Here is a 14808-nt window from a genome sequence, read left to right as displayed (position 1 = left end):
TGCTTCCGGCATGCCCTGATTTATGAGCCGACATCCTTAATCCCCACAGAAAAGGCTTGGCAATTTCATCAGGAGCGGATCAACTTTCCCTCAAATGGGCAAGCTTGCACTTGTCATCAAGCAGGATCGGCAACCATGACACGGGATCAATTCGACGCCTTTTGCGGCACCTTGCCCAAATCAATGCATGTCATCCAGTGGGGAGGAGCCTCCGTCTGGAAGATCGGCGGCAAGATTTTCGCGATCTGCCATCACCGGGCGGATGCCTCAGGAGGCAAGATCAGCTTCAAATGCTCAGATCTTTCCTATTCCCTCCTGATCGAGGTTCCCGGCATCCTTCCGGCGCCCTATCTCGCACGCGCCAAATGGGTGCAGATCGACCAGGCAGACGCCCTGTCTGACGAGGACCTCAAAGCCTACCTTGCCAACGCACACAAACTCATTGCCGCGAACCTGTCCCGGAAACTTCAGGCTGAGCTCGGCCTTGCCTGAACATTCAACGCTTGAAAACCGGCCCGCGTCACAGGCTGCATTCCATTGCGTCCTGATTGGAAACTCTGATCAGGGAGACACCCCATGAGCACCACCGTCCAGAACCTGACCGGGATCGACGTGTCCCACTATCAAGGCGACATCAACTGGCAGGAAGTCGCGGCCAACCCGACCAGCTTTGCCATCATCAAGGCAACCCAAGGCACGGGTTTTGTCGATCCGATGTTCCAGACAAACTGGCAAGGCGCCAATGCAGCAGGACTGAGGACCGGCGCCTATCACTATTTCATGCCGGAAAAGAGTTTCCTGGAGCAGGCCGACCTTCTGCTGACCCAGCTCAAGGCAGTTGGCTATGATGCCTCAGCAGACCTGCCCCCTGCCATCGACTGTGAAGTCATGGATGGGGTCAGCAACGCGGCCTATACCTTCGCCCTTTCCAGCCTTGTCGATATCCTGCGCCGCCAGCTGGGCGTCTCGCCGATGATCTATACAGCCCCGGCCTTCTGGGACGCTCTTGGTGACCCGGACTTTTCAGAATGCCCTCTCTGGATCGCTAACTACACCAGTGCGGACCAGCCAACCCTGCCAGGCTCCTGGTCAGGCTACGCGATCTGGCAATACACATCAGAAGGGTCGGTGAACGGCGTTGAGGGGAACGTCGACCGCAACCGTCTCGGCAATGATGTGTCCGCCCTGACCAGCGCAAGACGGGTTCTGGACTGGTTCTGAATGATGAAAGGCCGCCCCGGTCTCCCGGAGCGGCCTTTTCGTCAACCGCCAGTACCCTCGTAGAACCGGCGGCGAACGTTCCGAAAAATCAGCTTTCCACCCGGCGCCCGGTATCTGCATCGAAGAAATGCACATCCTTGGCCTGAGCTGTCAGGGTGATTTCCTGACCCGGCTCGAAGCGCGCATGGCTTTCCACCCGGATCACGATTTCCTGACCTGTGCCGCCGCAGCTCGCATAGAGATAGCTTTCCGCGCCAACGGGTTCGAGCACGTTCACCGTTGCCTTCAAGGTCAGAGCACCTGCCGGAACGCCTGCCTCAACCAGAGACAGATGTTCCGGACGCACACCAAGGGTGTACCGGTCACGGCCGTAGGGATTGGCTGCGGTGAGGCCAGATCCCGTTTCCAGCTCCAGACCGGCCGCACCCTTGCGAACCTTCAAAAGGTTCATGGCTGGCGAGCCGATGAAACTGGCGACAAAGGTCGAGGCCGGCTTGTCATAGACATCGATCGGAGCCCCGATCTGCTCGATATTGCCGCCGCTCAGAACCACCAGCCGGTCAGCCAGGGTCATCGCTTCCAGCTGATCGTGGGTGACATAGACGCTCGTGGTCTTGAGCGACTTCTGCAGACGCTTGATCTCCACGCGCATCTGCACGCGCAGCTTGGCGTCCAGGTTCGACAGCGGCTCGTCAAAGAGGAAAGCGGCCGGTTCGCGCACGATGGCGCGGCCCATGGCCACGCGCTGACGCTGGCCACCGGACAGGGCCCGTGGCTTGCGGTCGAGATAGTCGCCGATCTCGAGGATCCGCGCAGCTTCCTTCACCCGGCGGTCGATCTCATCCTTCGCCATGCCCCGGTTCTTCAGGCCATAGGCAAGGTTGTTGTAGACCGTCATATGCGGATAGAGCGCATAGTTCTGAAACACCATGGCGATGTCGCGGTCGGCCGGATCAACCTTGTTGACCACCTTCTCGCCAATGCGGATTTCGCCGGTGCTGATTTCTTCCAGTCCGGCAATCATGCGCAGAAGCGTGGACTTGCCGCAGCCGGAGGGCCCGACGAGCACGATGAACTCGCCGTCGGCGATATCGATCGAGACGCCTTTGACCGCCTCAACACCACCTGCATAGACCTTCCGGACCGTATCAAGAGTAATCGTAGCCATTTTTCAGATGCTCACTTGTCGCTTTCGGTCAGGCCCTTGATGAACCAGCTTTGGAAGATGAGGACCACCAGGACAGGAGGCAGCATGGCCAGAACGGCCAGGGCAAATGCCTCGTTGTATTCGGGAATCTGGGACCCGACCCAGACCAGCAGGATCTGCTTGATGCCACGCACGAGGGTGAAATGCGCCTCGTCGTTGGTCATCATCATGGGCCAGAGATACTGGTTCCAGCCATAGACGAACATGATGATGAAAATCGCGGCGATCATCGTCTTGGAGGTCGGCACCAGAATGTCGATGAAGAACTTGAACGGTCCGGCACCATCGATGCGCGCCGCTTCCAGGAGTTCATCCGGAACCGACTTGAAGAACTGCCGGAAGTAGAAAGTTCCCGTCGCCGAGGCAAGCAGTGGCACGATCATGCCGCTGTAGGAGTTCAACATTCCCAGCTGCTGGACCACCTCGTAGGACGGCATGATACGCACTTCGAGCGGCAGCAGCAGCGTGGTGAAGATCACCCAGAAGAAGAACGTGCCCATCCGGAAGCGGAAGTAGACGATCGCATAGGCTGCCAGCATGGACAGAACGATCTTGCCGATGCCGAACCCGATCCCGAGGATCAGGGAGTTGATCAGCATCCGCACGCCCGTGACCTGGCCGGTGAAGCCCCCTTCCTTGAACAGGACCTTGTTGTAGGTCTCGGTGAAGTGATCCCCCCAGGAAGCCATCAGGCCGAACCGGTGCACTTCAACCGCATCATGGGTGGAGGTGAGAAAGACGATCAGAACCGGTCCGATCATCAGCACGGAGCCGAGGATCAGGATCAGGTGATCCGAGAGTTTGGACTTGTACATGACTGCGCCCCCCTCAACCGTAATGCACGCGCCGCTCGATGAAGCGGAACTGGAAGATTGTCAGGACGAAGACGACAAGCATCAGGATGACCGACTGGGCGGAAGAACCTCCCAGATCGCCGCCACGGAAGCCGTCCATGTAGACCTTGTAGACCAGCGTGATCGGGTTGTTGGCTGCCTTGTCCTTCACCACGACGTCCACGATGCCGAACGTGTCGAACAGCGAATAGGTCATGTTTATGATCAGGAGGAAGAAGGCCGTCGGCGCCAGTAGCGGCAGGATGATCGACCAGAACCGGCGGAAACCGGACCGGCAGTCAATCATGCTCGCCTCCCGCACGGACTTCGGAATCGCCTGAAGCCCCGAGAGGAAGAAGATGAAATTGTAGGGAATCTGCTTCCAGACAGCGATCACCACCATTGCGAAGGCCGTATCGAAATAGTTCAGCCCGATCTTGAAATCCCAGCCGAAGAAAGCGGCGACCTTCAGGAAGGGGCCGATGTGCATGTCGAAGAACATCACCCCCATCAAACCGGCGACCGGCGGCGCCACCGCATAGACCCACATGAGCAGGGTCTTGTAAGTCGACGAGCCCTTCAGCACCGCATCCGCCTTCACGGCAAGGAGCAGGGCGATGGACAGGGAGAGAAACGTCACGAGCAATGTGAAGGCGATCGTGAACCGCGCAATACTGGCGTATTCATTCGATCCGAGCACATCCGTGTAGTTCTCCATCCCAACAAAGGTCGAGCCAAAGCCGAACGGATCCTCCAGATAGAAGGAGGACTGAATGGCCTGTGCCGAAGGCCAGTAGAAGAAGATCACGATGATCGCCAACTGGGGCAGCAGCAGCAGATACGGCAGGCTGGCGTTGGTGAACTGGACACGTTTCATGGGCTGTCATCCAGCTTTCGCAAAAGAGAAACAGGACAAACCGGGGAGCGGAACTCCCCGGTTTGCATCGGTCATTTCGGCTGATTAGCCTGCAGTCTTGGCGAAACGCTCGAGGAGCTTGTTGCCCTCTTCCTCAATGGTCTTCATTGCATCGTCGACGGAGGTCTCGTTCGCGAAAATCTTGTTGTATTCGCGTTCCATGATCTCACGGATCTGCGGGTAGAAGCCCATGCGGTAGCCCTTGGACCATTCGCCACCCTTCAGCATGAGCTGCTGGATGCCGACTTCAGCCTGCGGGGTTTCCTTGTAGTAGCCCTGCTCCTGAGCCATTTCGTAGGCAGCCTTCGTGATCGGCACATAACCGGTCGACTTGTGCCAGAAGTACTGGATCTCTGCGGAGGTCAGGAACTGGAAGAAGGAAGCGGTGCAGTCGTTTTCTTCCTTCGGCTTCTTGGCGAATGCGAACAGCGCAGCGCCGCCGATGAAGCTGTTGGTGCCAGCACCTTCAACCGAGCTCCAGTAAGGCAGGAAGGTTGCGGAGAACGGCATCTGAGCGGACTTCTGCAGGCCACCGAAGGAGCCCGAGGAACCGATCCAGAATGCGACCTTGTTCTCTTCAAACGGCTTCTGGTTGTCGGACCAGCCAGCGCCATAATAGCCGAAGAAGCCGTTGTCGTACCATTCCTTGAGCTTGGAATACATCATCTTGTGCTCAGGAGTGTTGACGAGGATCTTCGTGTCCTTCACGCCGTCGTAACCGTTGTTGTTGGTCGCGAACTGCAGATTGTGACGGGAGAAGAAGTTCTCGGTGAATTCCCAGGTCAACTGAGACTGAACGAGCGGAATGAAACCGGCTTCCTTCAGCTTCGGAGCGATGGTTTCGAATTCTTCCCAGGTCTTCGGAGCTTCAACGCCGGCCTTTTTCAGGGCTTCGTCGTTGATGTACATGATCGGAGCCGAAGAGTTGAACGGCATGCCGATGAACTTGCCATCCTTGTCGGCGTAGAAGTAGCGAACGCCGTCGATGAAGGCGTCACGGCTGAACTCGTGGCCAGCGTCCTTGATCAGGTCTTCAGCAGGAACCACAGCGCCCTTGGCGTTGATGATCGTGGCTGCGCCAGCATCGAAAACCTGAAGGATGTTCGGCTGTTCGCCTGCGCGGAATGCGGCGATACCGGAGTTCAGGGCTTCTTCATAGGTGCCCTTGCTGAGCGGCGTCAGATGGCATGCGTCCTGAGAGGCGTTGAACTTCTCGGAGATCTCGTTGATGACTTCCTGGTTCCGGCCACCCATGCCGTGCCACCAGCTGATTTCGGTAGCTGCGAAAGAAACGTTGGAAGTTCCGAGCAGTGCAGCAGCGGCAACAAGGCTCGCGACCGTCTTACGATAAGCCATTTTTTTGCTCCCATCCCTGGGGGTAATTCCCCGGTCAGCAGTACGACATCCAGAGGGTCAGCCTGTTGGCGGCAGCGCCCTCGTGACAACACCTGCGCTTCGTATTGTTTTCGTATGAACGCCTTGTGACATTCATATGAACCTTAAACGACAGTTCGAGTGAACGGAAAGCGGTTTTTTGTTTCCCTTAGCCGGATAACTTCGAGATTTTTGAGGGCATAAAAAAAAGACCTTTAGTTAAATGTACTTATGCCAAATCGAAGCTATTTTCCGGCTCATCACTTTTCCAATCGTGGCCCGGAAGCGCGCGCCGTTGCATGAAGAGGCCCATTGACGCAACTTGAACACTGCTCCGGCCGGCTGTCACAAAAACAACTCTTCCGGGAATTAAAATTCAGATGCAACATCGGAAGGGTTCATTTCGAACCTGAGGGAGACGCGAAATGAAGCGTATAGCCATTGCCCTGACCGAAGACTTTGCCGACTGGGAATGCGCCCTTGTGAGCGCCGCTGCCCGCTCCTACCTCGGCGCAAGCGTGACCACGGCGAGCACAGACGGCAAACCCGTCACGTCCATGTGCGGCCTTACTGTTCTTCCTGATGGCGCTTTTGCGGATCTGGATCCCGAGCGCTTTGACGCCCTGCTCATCCCGGGAGGCTTGTCCTGGGAAAAGGGCACGGCACCAGACTTGTCGGGCCTCATCCTGGCATTCAAGGCCAGGGGACGTGTCGTTGGCGGCATCTGCATGGCAGCGAGCGCGATAGCGGCAAGCGGGGCTGTGAACGCGCTGAAGCACACGGGCAACTCCCTCGCCACCCATCAGCGACAGGAGGGCTATGCGGGAGAGGCCCTCTACCAGAATCAGGCTGCTGCCGTGTCTGACGGCGGCATCATCACTGCGGCCGGGACAGCACCGGTGAGCTTTGCCGAGGAAGTTTTGAAGGCGCTCGACCTCTGGACTGCGAATGCGGAAGCCGAACTTGCGCCGTTTGCCCGCGAGCATCTTGAAAAGATCCAAGCCGGCGAAGCCTGAAAAAGCTTGCCATCCCACCCTTGTCGCGGGATATCATGACCCTTGATGGTTCCGCCAAGCAATCTGCACGGCGGATTAAAAGGGAACACGGTGAGGCGTACCCAAAAGGGACCGAGACCGTGGCTGCCCCCGCAACTGTGAGCGGAGAGCCGACCCATGTGTGCCACTGGACCAATGGTCCGGGAAGGCGGGACAGGCGAAGAACCGCAAGCCAGGAGACCTGCCATTGAGAACCGGGCATCCCGATGGGCTGCCTTCGTCAACTCTTTCCCACGGTGGGTGGGGACAGGAGAATAACATGCATATCGAACCAGGCATCGTTGAAGGTGCCAAGCTTTCCCTGAGCATCGTGACCGCCATTGGCTCGCTCGGACTTGCCGCGAAGATGGCTCTGACAAATCTTCGGCAGGATGGCGGCTTCGGCGGACTTGTCAGCCGCAGCATTCTGACCACGGCCCTCGTCTTCAGTTTCTTCGAGATCCTGCCGCATTATCCGGTTGGCGTGTCCGAAGTGCACCTGATCCTCGGCTCCACCCTGTTCCTGATTTTCGGAGCAGGACCGGCAGCCATCGGTCTTGCCGCAGGCCTTCTGCTTCAGGGACTGTTCTTCGCGCCCTTCGATCTTCCGCAATACGGCATGAACGTCACGACGCTGCTTGTGCCGCTGTTTGCAGTGTCGCTGCTGGCAAAGAAGATCATTCCGCAGAAGTCCGCCTATGTTGACGTGACCTATGCTCAGGCCCTGGCCCTGTCGACCGCCTATCAGGGCGGCATCGTCACCTGGGTCGCGTTCTGGGCCTTCTACGGCCATGGCGTCACGGCAGAGACCTTCACCTCGGTCGGCACGTTCGGCGCAGCCTATATGACCGTTGTGCTGCTGGAGCCTCTCGTTGATCTGGCTGTCCTCGCAGGAGCCAAGGCCCTCAACGGCCTGTCCCAGACCCCGGTCGTGCAGCGCCGCCTCTACAGCGCCGCCTGATCGAGACAATCGCCTAAACATAAAAAGCCCGGTGGAAACGCCGGGCTTTTTTCATGCCTACCAAAGAACCAGAGCTGCGATGACCAGATAGCGCACCGTCTTTGCAAGAGCGACGAGCAGCAGGAACGGCAGAAACGGTTCCCGCAGCACTCCAGCCGCCAAGGTCAGCGGATCGCCGATCACCGGCGCCCAGCTCAACAGCAGGCTCCATTTGCCCCAGCGCTGATACCAGGCCGATGCACGATCAAGCTGGGACGGCGTCACCGGAAACCAGCGCCTGGAAGAAAACCGCGCCACGCCCCGGCCCAGGAACCAGTTGACCACGGACCCCAGCGTATTGCCCGTACTGGCCACCAGAATCAGCAACCAGACAGGCGCCGCATCTGCAACAAGCAATCCTGCCACCCCCAGCTCGGATTGAGCAGGAAGCAGGGTCGCAGCCACAAAGGAAACGAGAAACAGGCCCAGAACGCTGGAGATCGCAGTCATGACGCCTCCGCTTCACTCGCGACGGCACATGGACGATCTGGATGCGATGATCCAGACATGACGAATATCCGCTTCAAGAGCAGACAACCGAAATGAAAATTTTGGGAAGTTTTTGAGGAGATGGTGGAGCTAAGCGGAATCGAACCGCTGACCTCTTGAATGCCATTCAAGCGCTCTCCCAACTGAGCTATAGCCCCGATCTCCGTGGCCGGTTTGGGTGACCGGCTGTCGATGAGGGCGGTTTATAGACGTGCCGCCCGCATCGATCAAGAGGAATTTCACGGCAAAGGAAAATCCCCCTGTGGAAAACCCCTGAAACCTAAAAAGGCTTCAGGGGCAAAGACTTAAAGTTCCTGCTCGTCTTCGCGTTCAACGCGGATGCCCGGAACGGACTCTTCGTCCTCGTCTTCATCGTCGATGAAAATCTCATCGTCGTCGCCGTCATCTTCCAGATCGACGTCTTCATCGTCGATATCCGGCACATCCTCATCGGATCCGCCTTCGGCTTCGGCATCGGCCTCTTCCAAGGTTACGATCTCCGGACCGACGTCATCCTCGTCTTCTTCATCCTCGACTTCCTCGACAACCTTCGATGCCTTGGCCGCACGCGAAGCCATGATGGCTTCGAAAATCGTGCCGCACTTGGGGCAGGTGATCGGGTTCCGATTCAGATCGTAGTATTTGGATCCGCAGCTGGGGCACAGCCGCTTGGTGCCAAGTTCAGGTTTTGCCACTGTGCTAACCCTTCATCTTCGTGAGCTTTGTCGCGCCCCATACCCTTGGACGTGACCCTGTGTCAAAGCGAAATCGTGAAAAAACTGTCTGAGCCAGACTTCAGCAAGAGGCAAGGAAAAATTCAAGGTGACGAACAGATGACGAATGCGGATCCACATGATAGCAAGGGGCTCATTTTTCTACGTGCCAGCAAATCCTGGAAGATCCGCATGTCACATGGTTCCTCGCCCACCCCTTTGACCGCCTGCACAAGCGGGCCGCTGACCGGCACCATCCGCGTTCCCGGCGACAAGTCGATCTCCCATCGCGCCCTGATGTTTGGTGCGCTTGCAGTGGGTCACTCAACGGTCAAGGGCTTGCTGGAATCGGAAGACGTCCTGGCAACGGCAGCTGCCATGCGCGCTGTTGGCGCGAAGATCGAAAAGGATGCCGACGGCACCTACCACATTGACGGCATTGGTCTCGGCTCCCTGCTCGAGCCTGAAGGCGTGATCGATTTCGGCAATGCCGGCACTGGCGTACGTCTCACCATGGGCATCTTCGGCACCCATGACATTGCCGCGACTTTTGTCGGCGACGCTTCCCTGTCGAACCGGCCGATGGGCCGCGTTCTGGATCCGCTGCGTCAGATGGGCACCTCTGTCGTTGCCCGCTCCGGCGACCGCCTGCCTGCCTCCATCCGGGGCGCAAAGCAGCCGCTGCCGCTGACCTACCGGGTGCCGATGCCTTCTGCTCAGGTGAAATCCGCCGTTCTCCTGGCCGGTCTGAACGCCCCGGGCATCACCACGGTCATCGAACCGATCCCGACCCGTGACCATACGGAAAAGATGCTTGCCGGATTTGGCGCCGAGATTTCCGTCACGCTCAACGAGGCAGGCGAACGGGTCATCAAGCTCAAGGGCCAGCCGGAACTGAAGCCGCAGGACCTGGACGTTCCTGGCGATCCGTCTTCTGCCGGCTTTCCGATTGTCGCGGCCCTGATCGTGCCGGGCTCGGACGTGACCATCGAGAACGTGCTTCTCAATGAGCACCGGACCGGCCTGATCACCACCCTGATCGAAATGGGTGGCAACATCGAGATCCTGAACCGCCGCGATGCCAGCGGTGAGGAAGTCGGCGACATCCGCGTCCGCGCCAGCCAGCTCAAGGGCATCACCGTTCCGGCCGTCCGCGCGCCCTCGATGATCGATGAATATCCGGTTCTGGCCGTCGCAGCTGCCTTTGCCGAAGGCGACACATTCATGCCCGGCCTCGACGAACTGCGCGTGAAGGAATCCGACCGCCTGGCCGCTGTTGCCCGTGGTCTGGAAGCCAACGGCATTCCCTGCATTGAGGGCGAAGACTGCCTGACTGTGACAGGCGGCGCCAACAACATCGGCAATGGCACGGTCGTCACCCATCTCGATCACCGGATCGCCATGTCCTTCCTGGTGCTCGGCATGGCCGCCCACAAGCCGGTTACGGTTGATGATGGCGCGGTGATCGCGACCAGCTTCCCGACTTTCACTGGTCTGTTCTCCGGCATGGGAGCAGATATCCGCAATTCCAGCAGCGAGGCCGCATGATTATTGCCATCGACGGTCCGGCCGCTTCCGGCAAGGGCACTCTCGCCCGCAGGCTGGCGGCTCATTTCAATCTCCGCCACCTGGACACGGGACTGACCTATCGTGCAGTGGCCGCCGCGCTTCTGGCACAGGGCCTGCCCCTTGGCGACGAAGCTGTCGCCATCGAGATTGCCAGCCACCTCGACCTCGGCAAGATGGACAAGAACGCCTTGTCCGCCCATGAGATTGGCGAGGCAGCTTCCCGCGTGGCTGTTCTGGGCGGTTTGCGCGAAGAACTGGTCCGTCTGCAGAAGGAATTTGCAGCCTCTCCTCCGGGCGCTGTGCTCGACGGCCGTGACATCGGCACCGTTGTCTGCCCCGATGCGACCGTGAAGCTTTTCGTGACCGCTTCTCCGGAAGCCCGCGCCCGTCGCCGGACCGACGAAATGCTGTCCAAGGGCCAAGAGGCTGATTTTGCATCTGTTCTCGACGACCTCAAGCGCCGCGACCTGCGCGACAGCCAGCGCACCGTTGCTCCGATGCGTCAGGCGGACGATGCGCACTTGCTTGATACGACGGAAATGGATATAGAAACCGCGTTCCGGGCGGCTGTGGATATCGTATCCCGCGCCTGCAACGCTTGAAGCCAAACAGCCCGGTTTCTGCGGCCTGCAACAAGCAGACGAGAAGCTCAGCACGGTCTTCGCGTTGTGAATAGCCGAACAAAAAGCTGGTGCGGGCCCGAAGACGACGGGCCTGTCCGGCTTATCGGCGTTTCCGGAGCACCGGATTTTGGACCGGGAACAGGCCCAGCAAGGTCAGCTCCCAGCCCTTGAGAATACCGCATCTGGTGATGTCACCGGATGCGAGAAACAGGACCCTGCGCCTTCTGCCCCGCCGGCCTGTCCGATTTTCGGATGGCAGGCATGGTCAAAGACCATGCCCGGGAGTTTCAGGATCCTTACTGCAACACAAACCCGCCGGCGGCCTGCCCGGAGTGGCACCAGGAGTTTCAATGTCTGACTTTAATCCCTCTACCGAGGATTTTGCAGCTCTTCTCGAAGAGTCCTTTACCCAGAACGATCTGTACGAAGGTGCCGTCGTTAAGGGTATTGTTGTCGCAATCGAAAAGGACCTCGCCGTTATCGACGTAGGTCTGAAGGTCGAAGGCCGCGTGCCGCTGAAGGAATTCGGCGCCAAGGGCCGCGACGGCGACATGAAGGTTGGCGACGAAGTCGAAGTCTACCTTGAGCGCGTTGAAAATGCGCTCGGTGAAGCCGTTCTGTCGCGCGAGAAGGCTCGCCGCGAAGAGAGCTGGGTCCGCCTGGAAGTCGCTTTCGAAGCTGGCGAAAAGGTCAACGGCCAGATCTTCAACCAGGTCAAGGGTGGTTTCACCGTCGATCTGGATGGCGCTGTTGCCTTCCTGCCGCGTTCGCAGGTCGATATCCGCCCTGTGCGCGATGTCACCCCGCTGATGCACACCCCGCAGCCGTTCCAGATCCTGAAGATGGACAAGCGCCGCGGCAACATCGTGGTCTCCCGCCGCGTCGTTCTGGAAGAAACCCGCGCCGAACAGCGTTCGGAACTGGTCCAGAGCCTCGAAGAGGGTCAGACCGTGGAAGGCGTGGTCAAGAACATCACCGATTACGGTGCGTTCGTCGACCTCGGTGGTATCGACGGCCTGCTGCATGTCACCGACATCGCATGGCGCCGCATCAACCACCCGTCGGAAGTTCTCACCATCGGCCAGACCGTTCGCGTGCAGATCATCCGCGTCAACCAGGACACGCATCGCATCAGCCTCGGCATGAAGCAGCTTGAAACCGATCCGTGGGATGGCATCGAAGCCAAGTACCCGATCGAAGCCAAGTTCTCTGGCCGCGTGACCAACATCACCGACTACGGCGCATTCGTTGAACTGGAGCCGGGCATCGAAGGCCTGATCCACGTCTCCGAAATGTCCTGGACCAAGAAGAACGTCCATCCGGGCAAGATCGTTTCCACTTCTCAGGAAGTCGAAGTGATGATCCTGGAAGTCGATCCGGTGAAGCGCCGCATCTCCCTGGGCCTCAAGCAGACCCTGCAGAACCCGTGGGATGCCTTTGCTGACCGTTTCCCGGTCAACACCGAAGTCGAAGGCGAAGTCAAGAACAAGACCGAATTCGGCCTGTTCATTGGCCTCGACGGCGATGTCGACGGCATGGTTCACCTGTCCGATCTGGACTGGAACCGTCCGGGCGAGCAGGTCATCGAAGAGTACAAGAAGGGCGACATCGTCAAGGCAGTCGTTCTTGATGTTGACGTCGAGAAGGAGCGTATCTCCCTCGGCATCAAGCAGCTCGGTGGCGACCCGATGGAATCGGGTGCAGCTGGTGAACTGCGCAAGAACGCTATCGTGACCTGTGAAGTCATCGAAATCACCGATGGTGGCCTGAACGTCAAGATCGCAGACAGCGACCTGACCGCGTTCATCCGCCGCGCCGACCTGTCCCGCGATCGTGCGGATCAGCGTCCGGAGCGTTTCTCCGTTGGCGACAAGTTCGATGCCCGCATCACTCAGTTCGACAAGAAGACCCGTCGCGTTTCCGCGTCCATCAAGGCGCTGGAAATTGCTGAAGAGAAGGAAGCAGTCGCTCAGTACGGCTCCTCCGACTCCGGCGCGTCTCTCGGCGACATCCTGAGCGCGGCTCTGAAGGCTCGCGACGAAGACTAATCGTCTTCTGGCAACCGACATGGAAAAGCCCGGCCTCGTGCCGGGCTTTTTTTGTTGCCTAATCTCCCCTGGTGACGTCATTCAGAAAAAGGCGCGTTCCGCTCACGGCACCGTTTCGTTTCTCCTGGAGTCATCGCATGAAAAGTTCCAGCTCCCTGAACGGCCCCTTTGTCAGCTTGTGCAGACTTGCTGCGGTCGTGGCAAAGGAACATGCTGAAGCGGCCCAGAAGCGGGAAATGAGCTGGCACTGGGGCAACACAGGACGGCTGCAGGCGGAAGCGCTGGATCATTGCCTGTCCATGCTGGCCGAAGCCTGCACAGCGCAAGGATTTGTCTCCTTGCCGGAAGCCATTCAGGCCCATGAAACCTACCGGGACAGGCTCAGCCGCGGCAGCTATGACTCGGACGGCTTCATGTCCGCAACGGTTGCAGAGGTTCTCAAAGTTCTGAAGCAGCTCGAGAAAAGCCGACTGACACAAATCGCCGCTGCCCTGCCCTTCGCCGCAGCCTTCAACAAAGGCCGCGTTCTCCAACTTTTCAGGCAGGAACCCTGGGCTTCCGGCCCGCACTTTGACATTTGAGACCAGCCGGTTAGGCTGTCAAGAAGATCTGCACTCTGGCGGACAGCCTGGGCTGCCCTAACTTTTTCCAAGGATCAGCCAGCTAAACTTGGCAGATTCCATCACCGAGTATCCGCGCAAGACAGGCGTGGCCTCATGAAATTCAACCACAAGACAACAAAAGAGGCACATGATGTCCGAAGTCAAAGCGGGCGACACCGTTTCCATTCATTACACCGGAACCTTGAACGATGGCTCCGTCTTCGACAGTTCAGAAGGCAATGAACCACTTCAGTTCACCGTGGGCTCGGGACAAATCATCGCAGGTCTCGACAAGGCACTGCCGGGCATGACCGTTGGCGAGGAAAAGACCGTCAATGTTCCGGCAGATGAAGCTTATGGCCAGAAAGACCCGCGTGCGATGCAACCGGTTCCGCGTGAGCAGTTCCCGGCCGACATTCCGCTCGAAATCGGCATCCAGCTTCAGGTGCAGACGCCGAATGGGCAAGTCATGTCCGTTTCCATCGCAGAAGTCGGCGAGGAAGCTGTGGTCCTGGATGCCAATCATCCGCTGGCAGGCAAGGACCTGACCTTTGCGATCAAGCTCTTGAGCATCAACTAAAGCGCGTAGATCCAAGCGCTTTTTCTTCCCGCTCAGCGCTTTGGTCTTTGCCGGAACGCATGATCACGTTACGTTATCAACGCGTTCCGTGCAGCTGGGGGAGAAGATATGCGTGGCGTTGCTTTATGGTTCTTCGTGACCGCAATTTTATATGTGATTGCCGGAATGCTCTTCGGCATTCACATGTCTGCCAGCCAGGATCATAGCCTGGCACCGGCCCATGCTCACCTCAATCTTGTTGGCTGGGCTTCGATGGGCCTCTTCGGTCTCTACTACCACTGTGTGCCCAAGGCTGCAGAGGGGCTGCTGCCAAAGATCCATTTCATCGTGGCAACCATCGGCCTGTGGGTCCTGATCCCAGGGATCGTGTCCGCAATTCAAGGCACAGGGGACATCATGGCAAAGGCAGGTTCCGTCTTGACGGTTGTCTCGGCAGTGCTGTTTCTGGTCATCGTCGTCCGCTCGCGTGCCCCCGCCTGGCAATAAATCGCTTTTGGAAGAAAAATGAAGGGCTTCGGGGCTTGCCCCGGAGCCTTTCTGGCCTTTGTATCGTCATCTGGGCAATTGCAATTAATGGGCATTGTTGCCTATCAAGAAGG

At 58.5% G+C, this 14808-nt stretch carries 16 protein-coding genes, 1 tRNA gene and 1 riboswitch; of the genes, 10 read left to right on the top strand and 7 right to left on the bottom strand.

Going from position 1 to position 14808, the window contains the following annotated elements; translation table 11 throughout:
• The first annotated feature begins 135 nt into the window (after positions 1-135).
• Both BUA94_RS01195 and BUA94_RS01190 read left to right on the top strand, forming a co-directional pair.
• The gene (locus BUA94_RS01195) at positions 136-492 is read left to right on the top strand and encodes an MmcQ/YjbR family DNA-binding protein (protein WP_073007752.1); all 357 of its coding nucleotides are present in this window, start codon (positions 136-138) and stop codon (positions 490-492) included.
• A gap of 84 nt (positions 493-576) precedes the next feature.
• Positions 577-1221 carry a glycoside hydrolase family 25 protein gene (locus BUA94_RS01190; RefSeq protein WP_073007749.1) on the top strand — a complete coding sequence of 215 codons (645 nt, stop codon included), beginning with the start codon at positions 577-579 and terminating at the stop codon, positions 1219-1221.
• Positions 1222-1309: 88 nt separating this feature from the next.
• Here the strand turns inward: BUA94_RS01190 and BUA94_RS01185 are convergent, their stop codons facing one another.
• The 4 genes from BUA94_RS01185 to BUA94_RS01170 all read right to left on the bottom strand — a co-directional run bounded on the left by BUA94_RS01185 (position 1310) and on the right by BUA94_RS01170 (position 5533).
• Positions 1310-2389: a sn-glycerol-3-phosphate import ATP-binding protein UgpC gene (locus BUA94_RS01185; RefSeq protein WP_073007746.1), complete on the bottom strand. Its 1080-nt coding sequence runs from the start codon at positions 2387-2389 to the stop codon at positions 1310-1312.
• A gap of 11 nt (positions 2390-2400) precedes the next feature.
• A complete protein-coding gene (locus BUA94_RS01180) occupies positions 2401-3243 on the bottom strand; it encodes an ABC transporter permease subunit (RefSeq protein WP_073007742.1) in 843 nt (280 codons plus the stop codon).
• A 13-nt stretch (positions 3244-3256) separates the two neighbouring features.
• A complete protein-coding gene (locus BUA94_RS01175; protein WP_073007739.1) occupies positions 3257-4138 on the bottom strand; it encodes an ABC transporter permease subunit in 882 nt (293 codons plus the stop codon).
• Between the two features lie 84 nt (positions 4139-4222).
• On the bottom strand, positions 4223-5533 hold the full coding sequence (locus BUA94_RS01170; RefSeq protein WP_073007736.1) for an extracellular solute-binding protein: 1311 nt from the start codon (positions 5531-5533) through the stop codon (positions 4223-4225).
• Between the two features lie 443 nt (positions 5534-5976).
• Here BUA94_RS01170 and BUA94_RS01165 point away from each other — a divergent pair, with 443 nt between their 5' ends.
• Both BUA94_RS01165 and BUA94_RS01160 read left to right on the top strand, forming a co-directional pair.
• A complete protein-coding gene (locus tag BUA94_RS01165; RefSeq protein WP_073007733.1) occupies positions 5977-6567 on the top strand; it encodes a DJ-1/PfpI family protein in 591 nt (196 codons plus the stop codon).
• A 29-nt stretch (positions 6568-6596) separates the two neighbouring features.
• A riboswitch (cobalamin riboswitch) is annotated at positions 6597-6809 on the top strand.
• Between the two features lie 56 nt (positions 6810-6865).
• Entirely contained in the window at positions 6866-7546 is a 681-nt protein-coding gene (locus tag BUA94_RS01160; protein WP_073007730.1) for an energy-coupling factor ABC transporter permease, read from the top strand.
• Positions 7547-7603: 57 nt separating this feature from the next.
• Here the strand turns inward: BUA94_RS01160 and BUA94_RS01155 are convergent, their stop codons facing one another.
• The 3 genes from BUA94_RS01155 to BUA94_RS01145 form a co-directional block, all read right to left on the bottom strand.
• The gene (locus BUA94_RS01155; protein ID WP_073007727.1) at positions 7604-8035 is read right to left on the bottom strand and encodes a YqaA family protein; all 432 of its coding nucleotides are present in this window, start codon (positions 8033-8035) and stop codon (positions 7604-7606) included.
• A 121-nt stretch (positions 8036-8156) separates the two neighbouring features.
• A tRNA-Ala gene (locus BUA94_RS01150) sits at positions 8157-8232 on the bottom strand.
• Positions 8233-8379: 147 nt separating this feature from the next.
• Positions 8380-8769, bottom strand: coding sequence for a TIGR02300 family protein (locus BUA94_RS01145; RefSeq protein WP_073007723.1), 390 nt, complete (start codon positions 8767-8769; stop codon positions 8380-8382).
• A gap of 210 nt (positions 8770-8979) precedes the next feature.
• On the opposite strand from BUA94_RS01145, the gene aroA reads away from it, so the two are divergent.
• The 6 genes from aroA (at position 8980) to BUA94_RS01115 (ending at position 14695) form a co-directional block, all read left to right on the top strand.
• Positions 8980-10335, top strand: coding sequence for a 3-phosphoshikimate 1-carboxyvinyltransferase (gene aroA / locus BUA94_RS01140; RefSeq protein ID WP_139250975.1), 1356 nt, complete (start codon positions 8980-8982; stop codon positions 10333-10335).
• The gene (gene cmk, locus BUA94_RS01135) at positions 10332-10958 is read left to right on the top strand and encodes a (d)CMP kinase (RefSeq protein ID WP_073007720.1); all 627 of its coding nucleotides are present in this window, start codon (positions 10332-10334) and stop codon (positions 10956-10958) included. Before aroA ends, cmk begins: the two co-directional genes overlap by 4 nt.
• Before the next feature lie 371 nt (positions 10959-11329).
• On the top strand, positions 11330-13027 hold the full coding sequence (gene rpsA, locus BUA94_RS01130; protein WP_073007718.1) for a 30S ribosomal protein S1: 1698 nt from the start codon (positions 11330-11332) through the stop codon (positions 13025-13027).
• Positions 13028-13164: 137 nt separating this feature from the next.
• On the top strand, positions 13165-13608 hold the full coding sequence (locus BUA94_RS01125; protein ID WP_073007714.1) for a hypothetical protein: 444 nt from the start codon (positions 13165-13167) through the stop codon (positions 13606-13608).
• 172 nt (positions 13609-13780) lie between these two features.
• Positions 13781-14209: an FKBP-type peptidyl-prolyl cis-trans isomerase gene (locus tag BUA94_RS01120; RefSeq protein ID WP_073010625.1), complete on the top strand. Its 429-nt coding sequence runs from the start codon at positions 13781-13783 to the stop codon at positions 14207-14209.
• A gap of 108 nt (positions 14210-14317) precedes the next feature.
• Entirely contained in the window at positions 14318-14695 is a 378-nt protein-coding gene (locus BUA94_RS01115) for a hypothetical protein (protein WP_073007712.1), read from the top strand.
• The last annotated feature ends 113 nt before the right edge of the window (positions 14696-14808 follow it).

The sequence above is a fragment of the Roseibium suaedae genome, from assembly GCF_900142725.1.
In the GTDB taxonomy this organism is placed as follows: Bacteria; Pseudomonadota; Alphaproteobacteria; order Rhizobiales; family Stappiaceae; genus Roseibium; species Roseibium suaedae.
The sequence above is the reverse complement of the archived record's forward strand: the minus strand, read 5'-3'. Positions and strand labels throughout refer to the sequence as shown.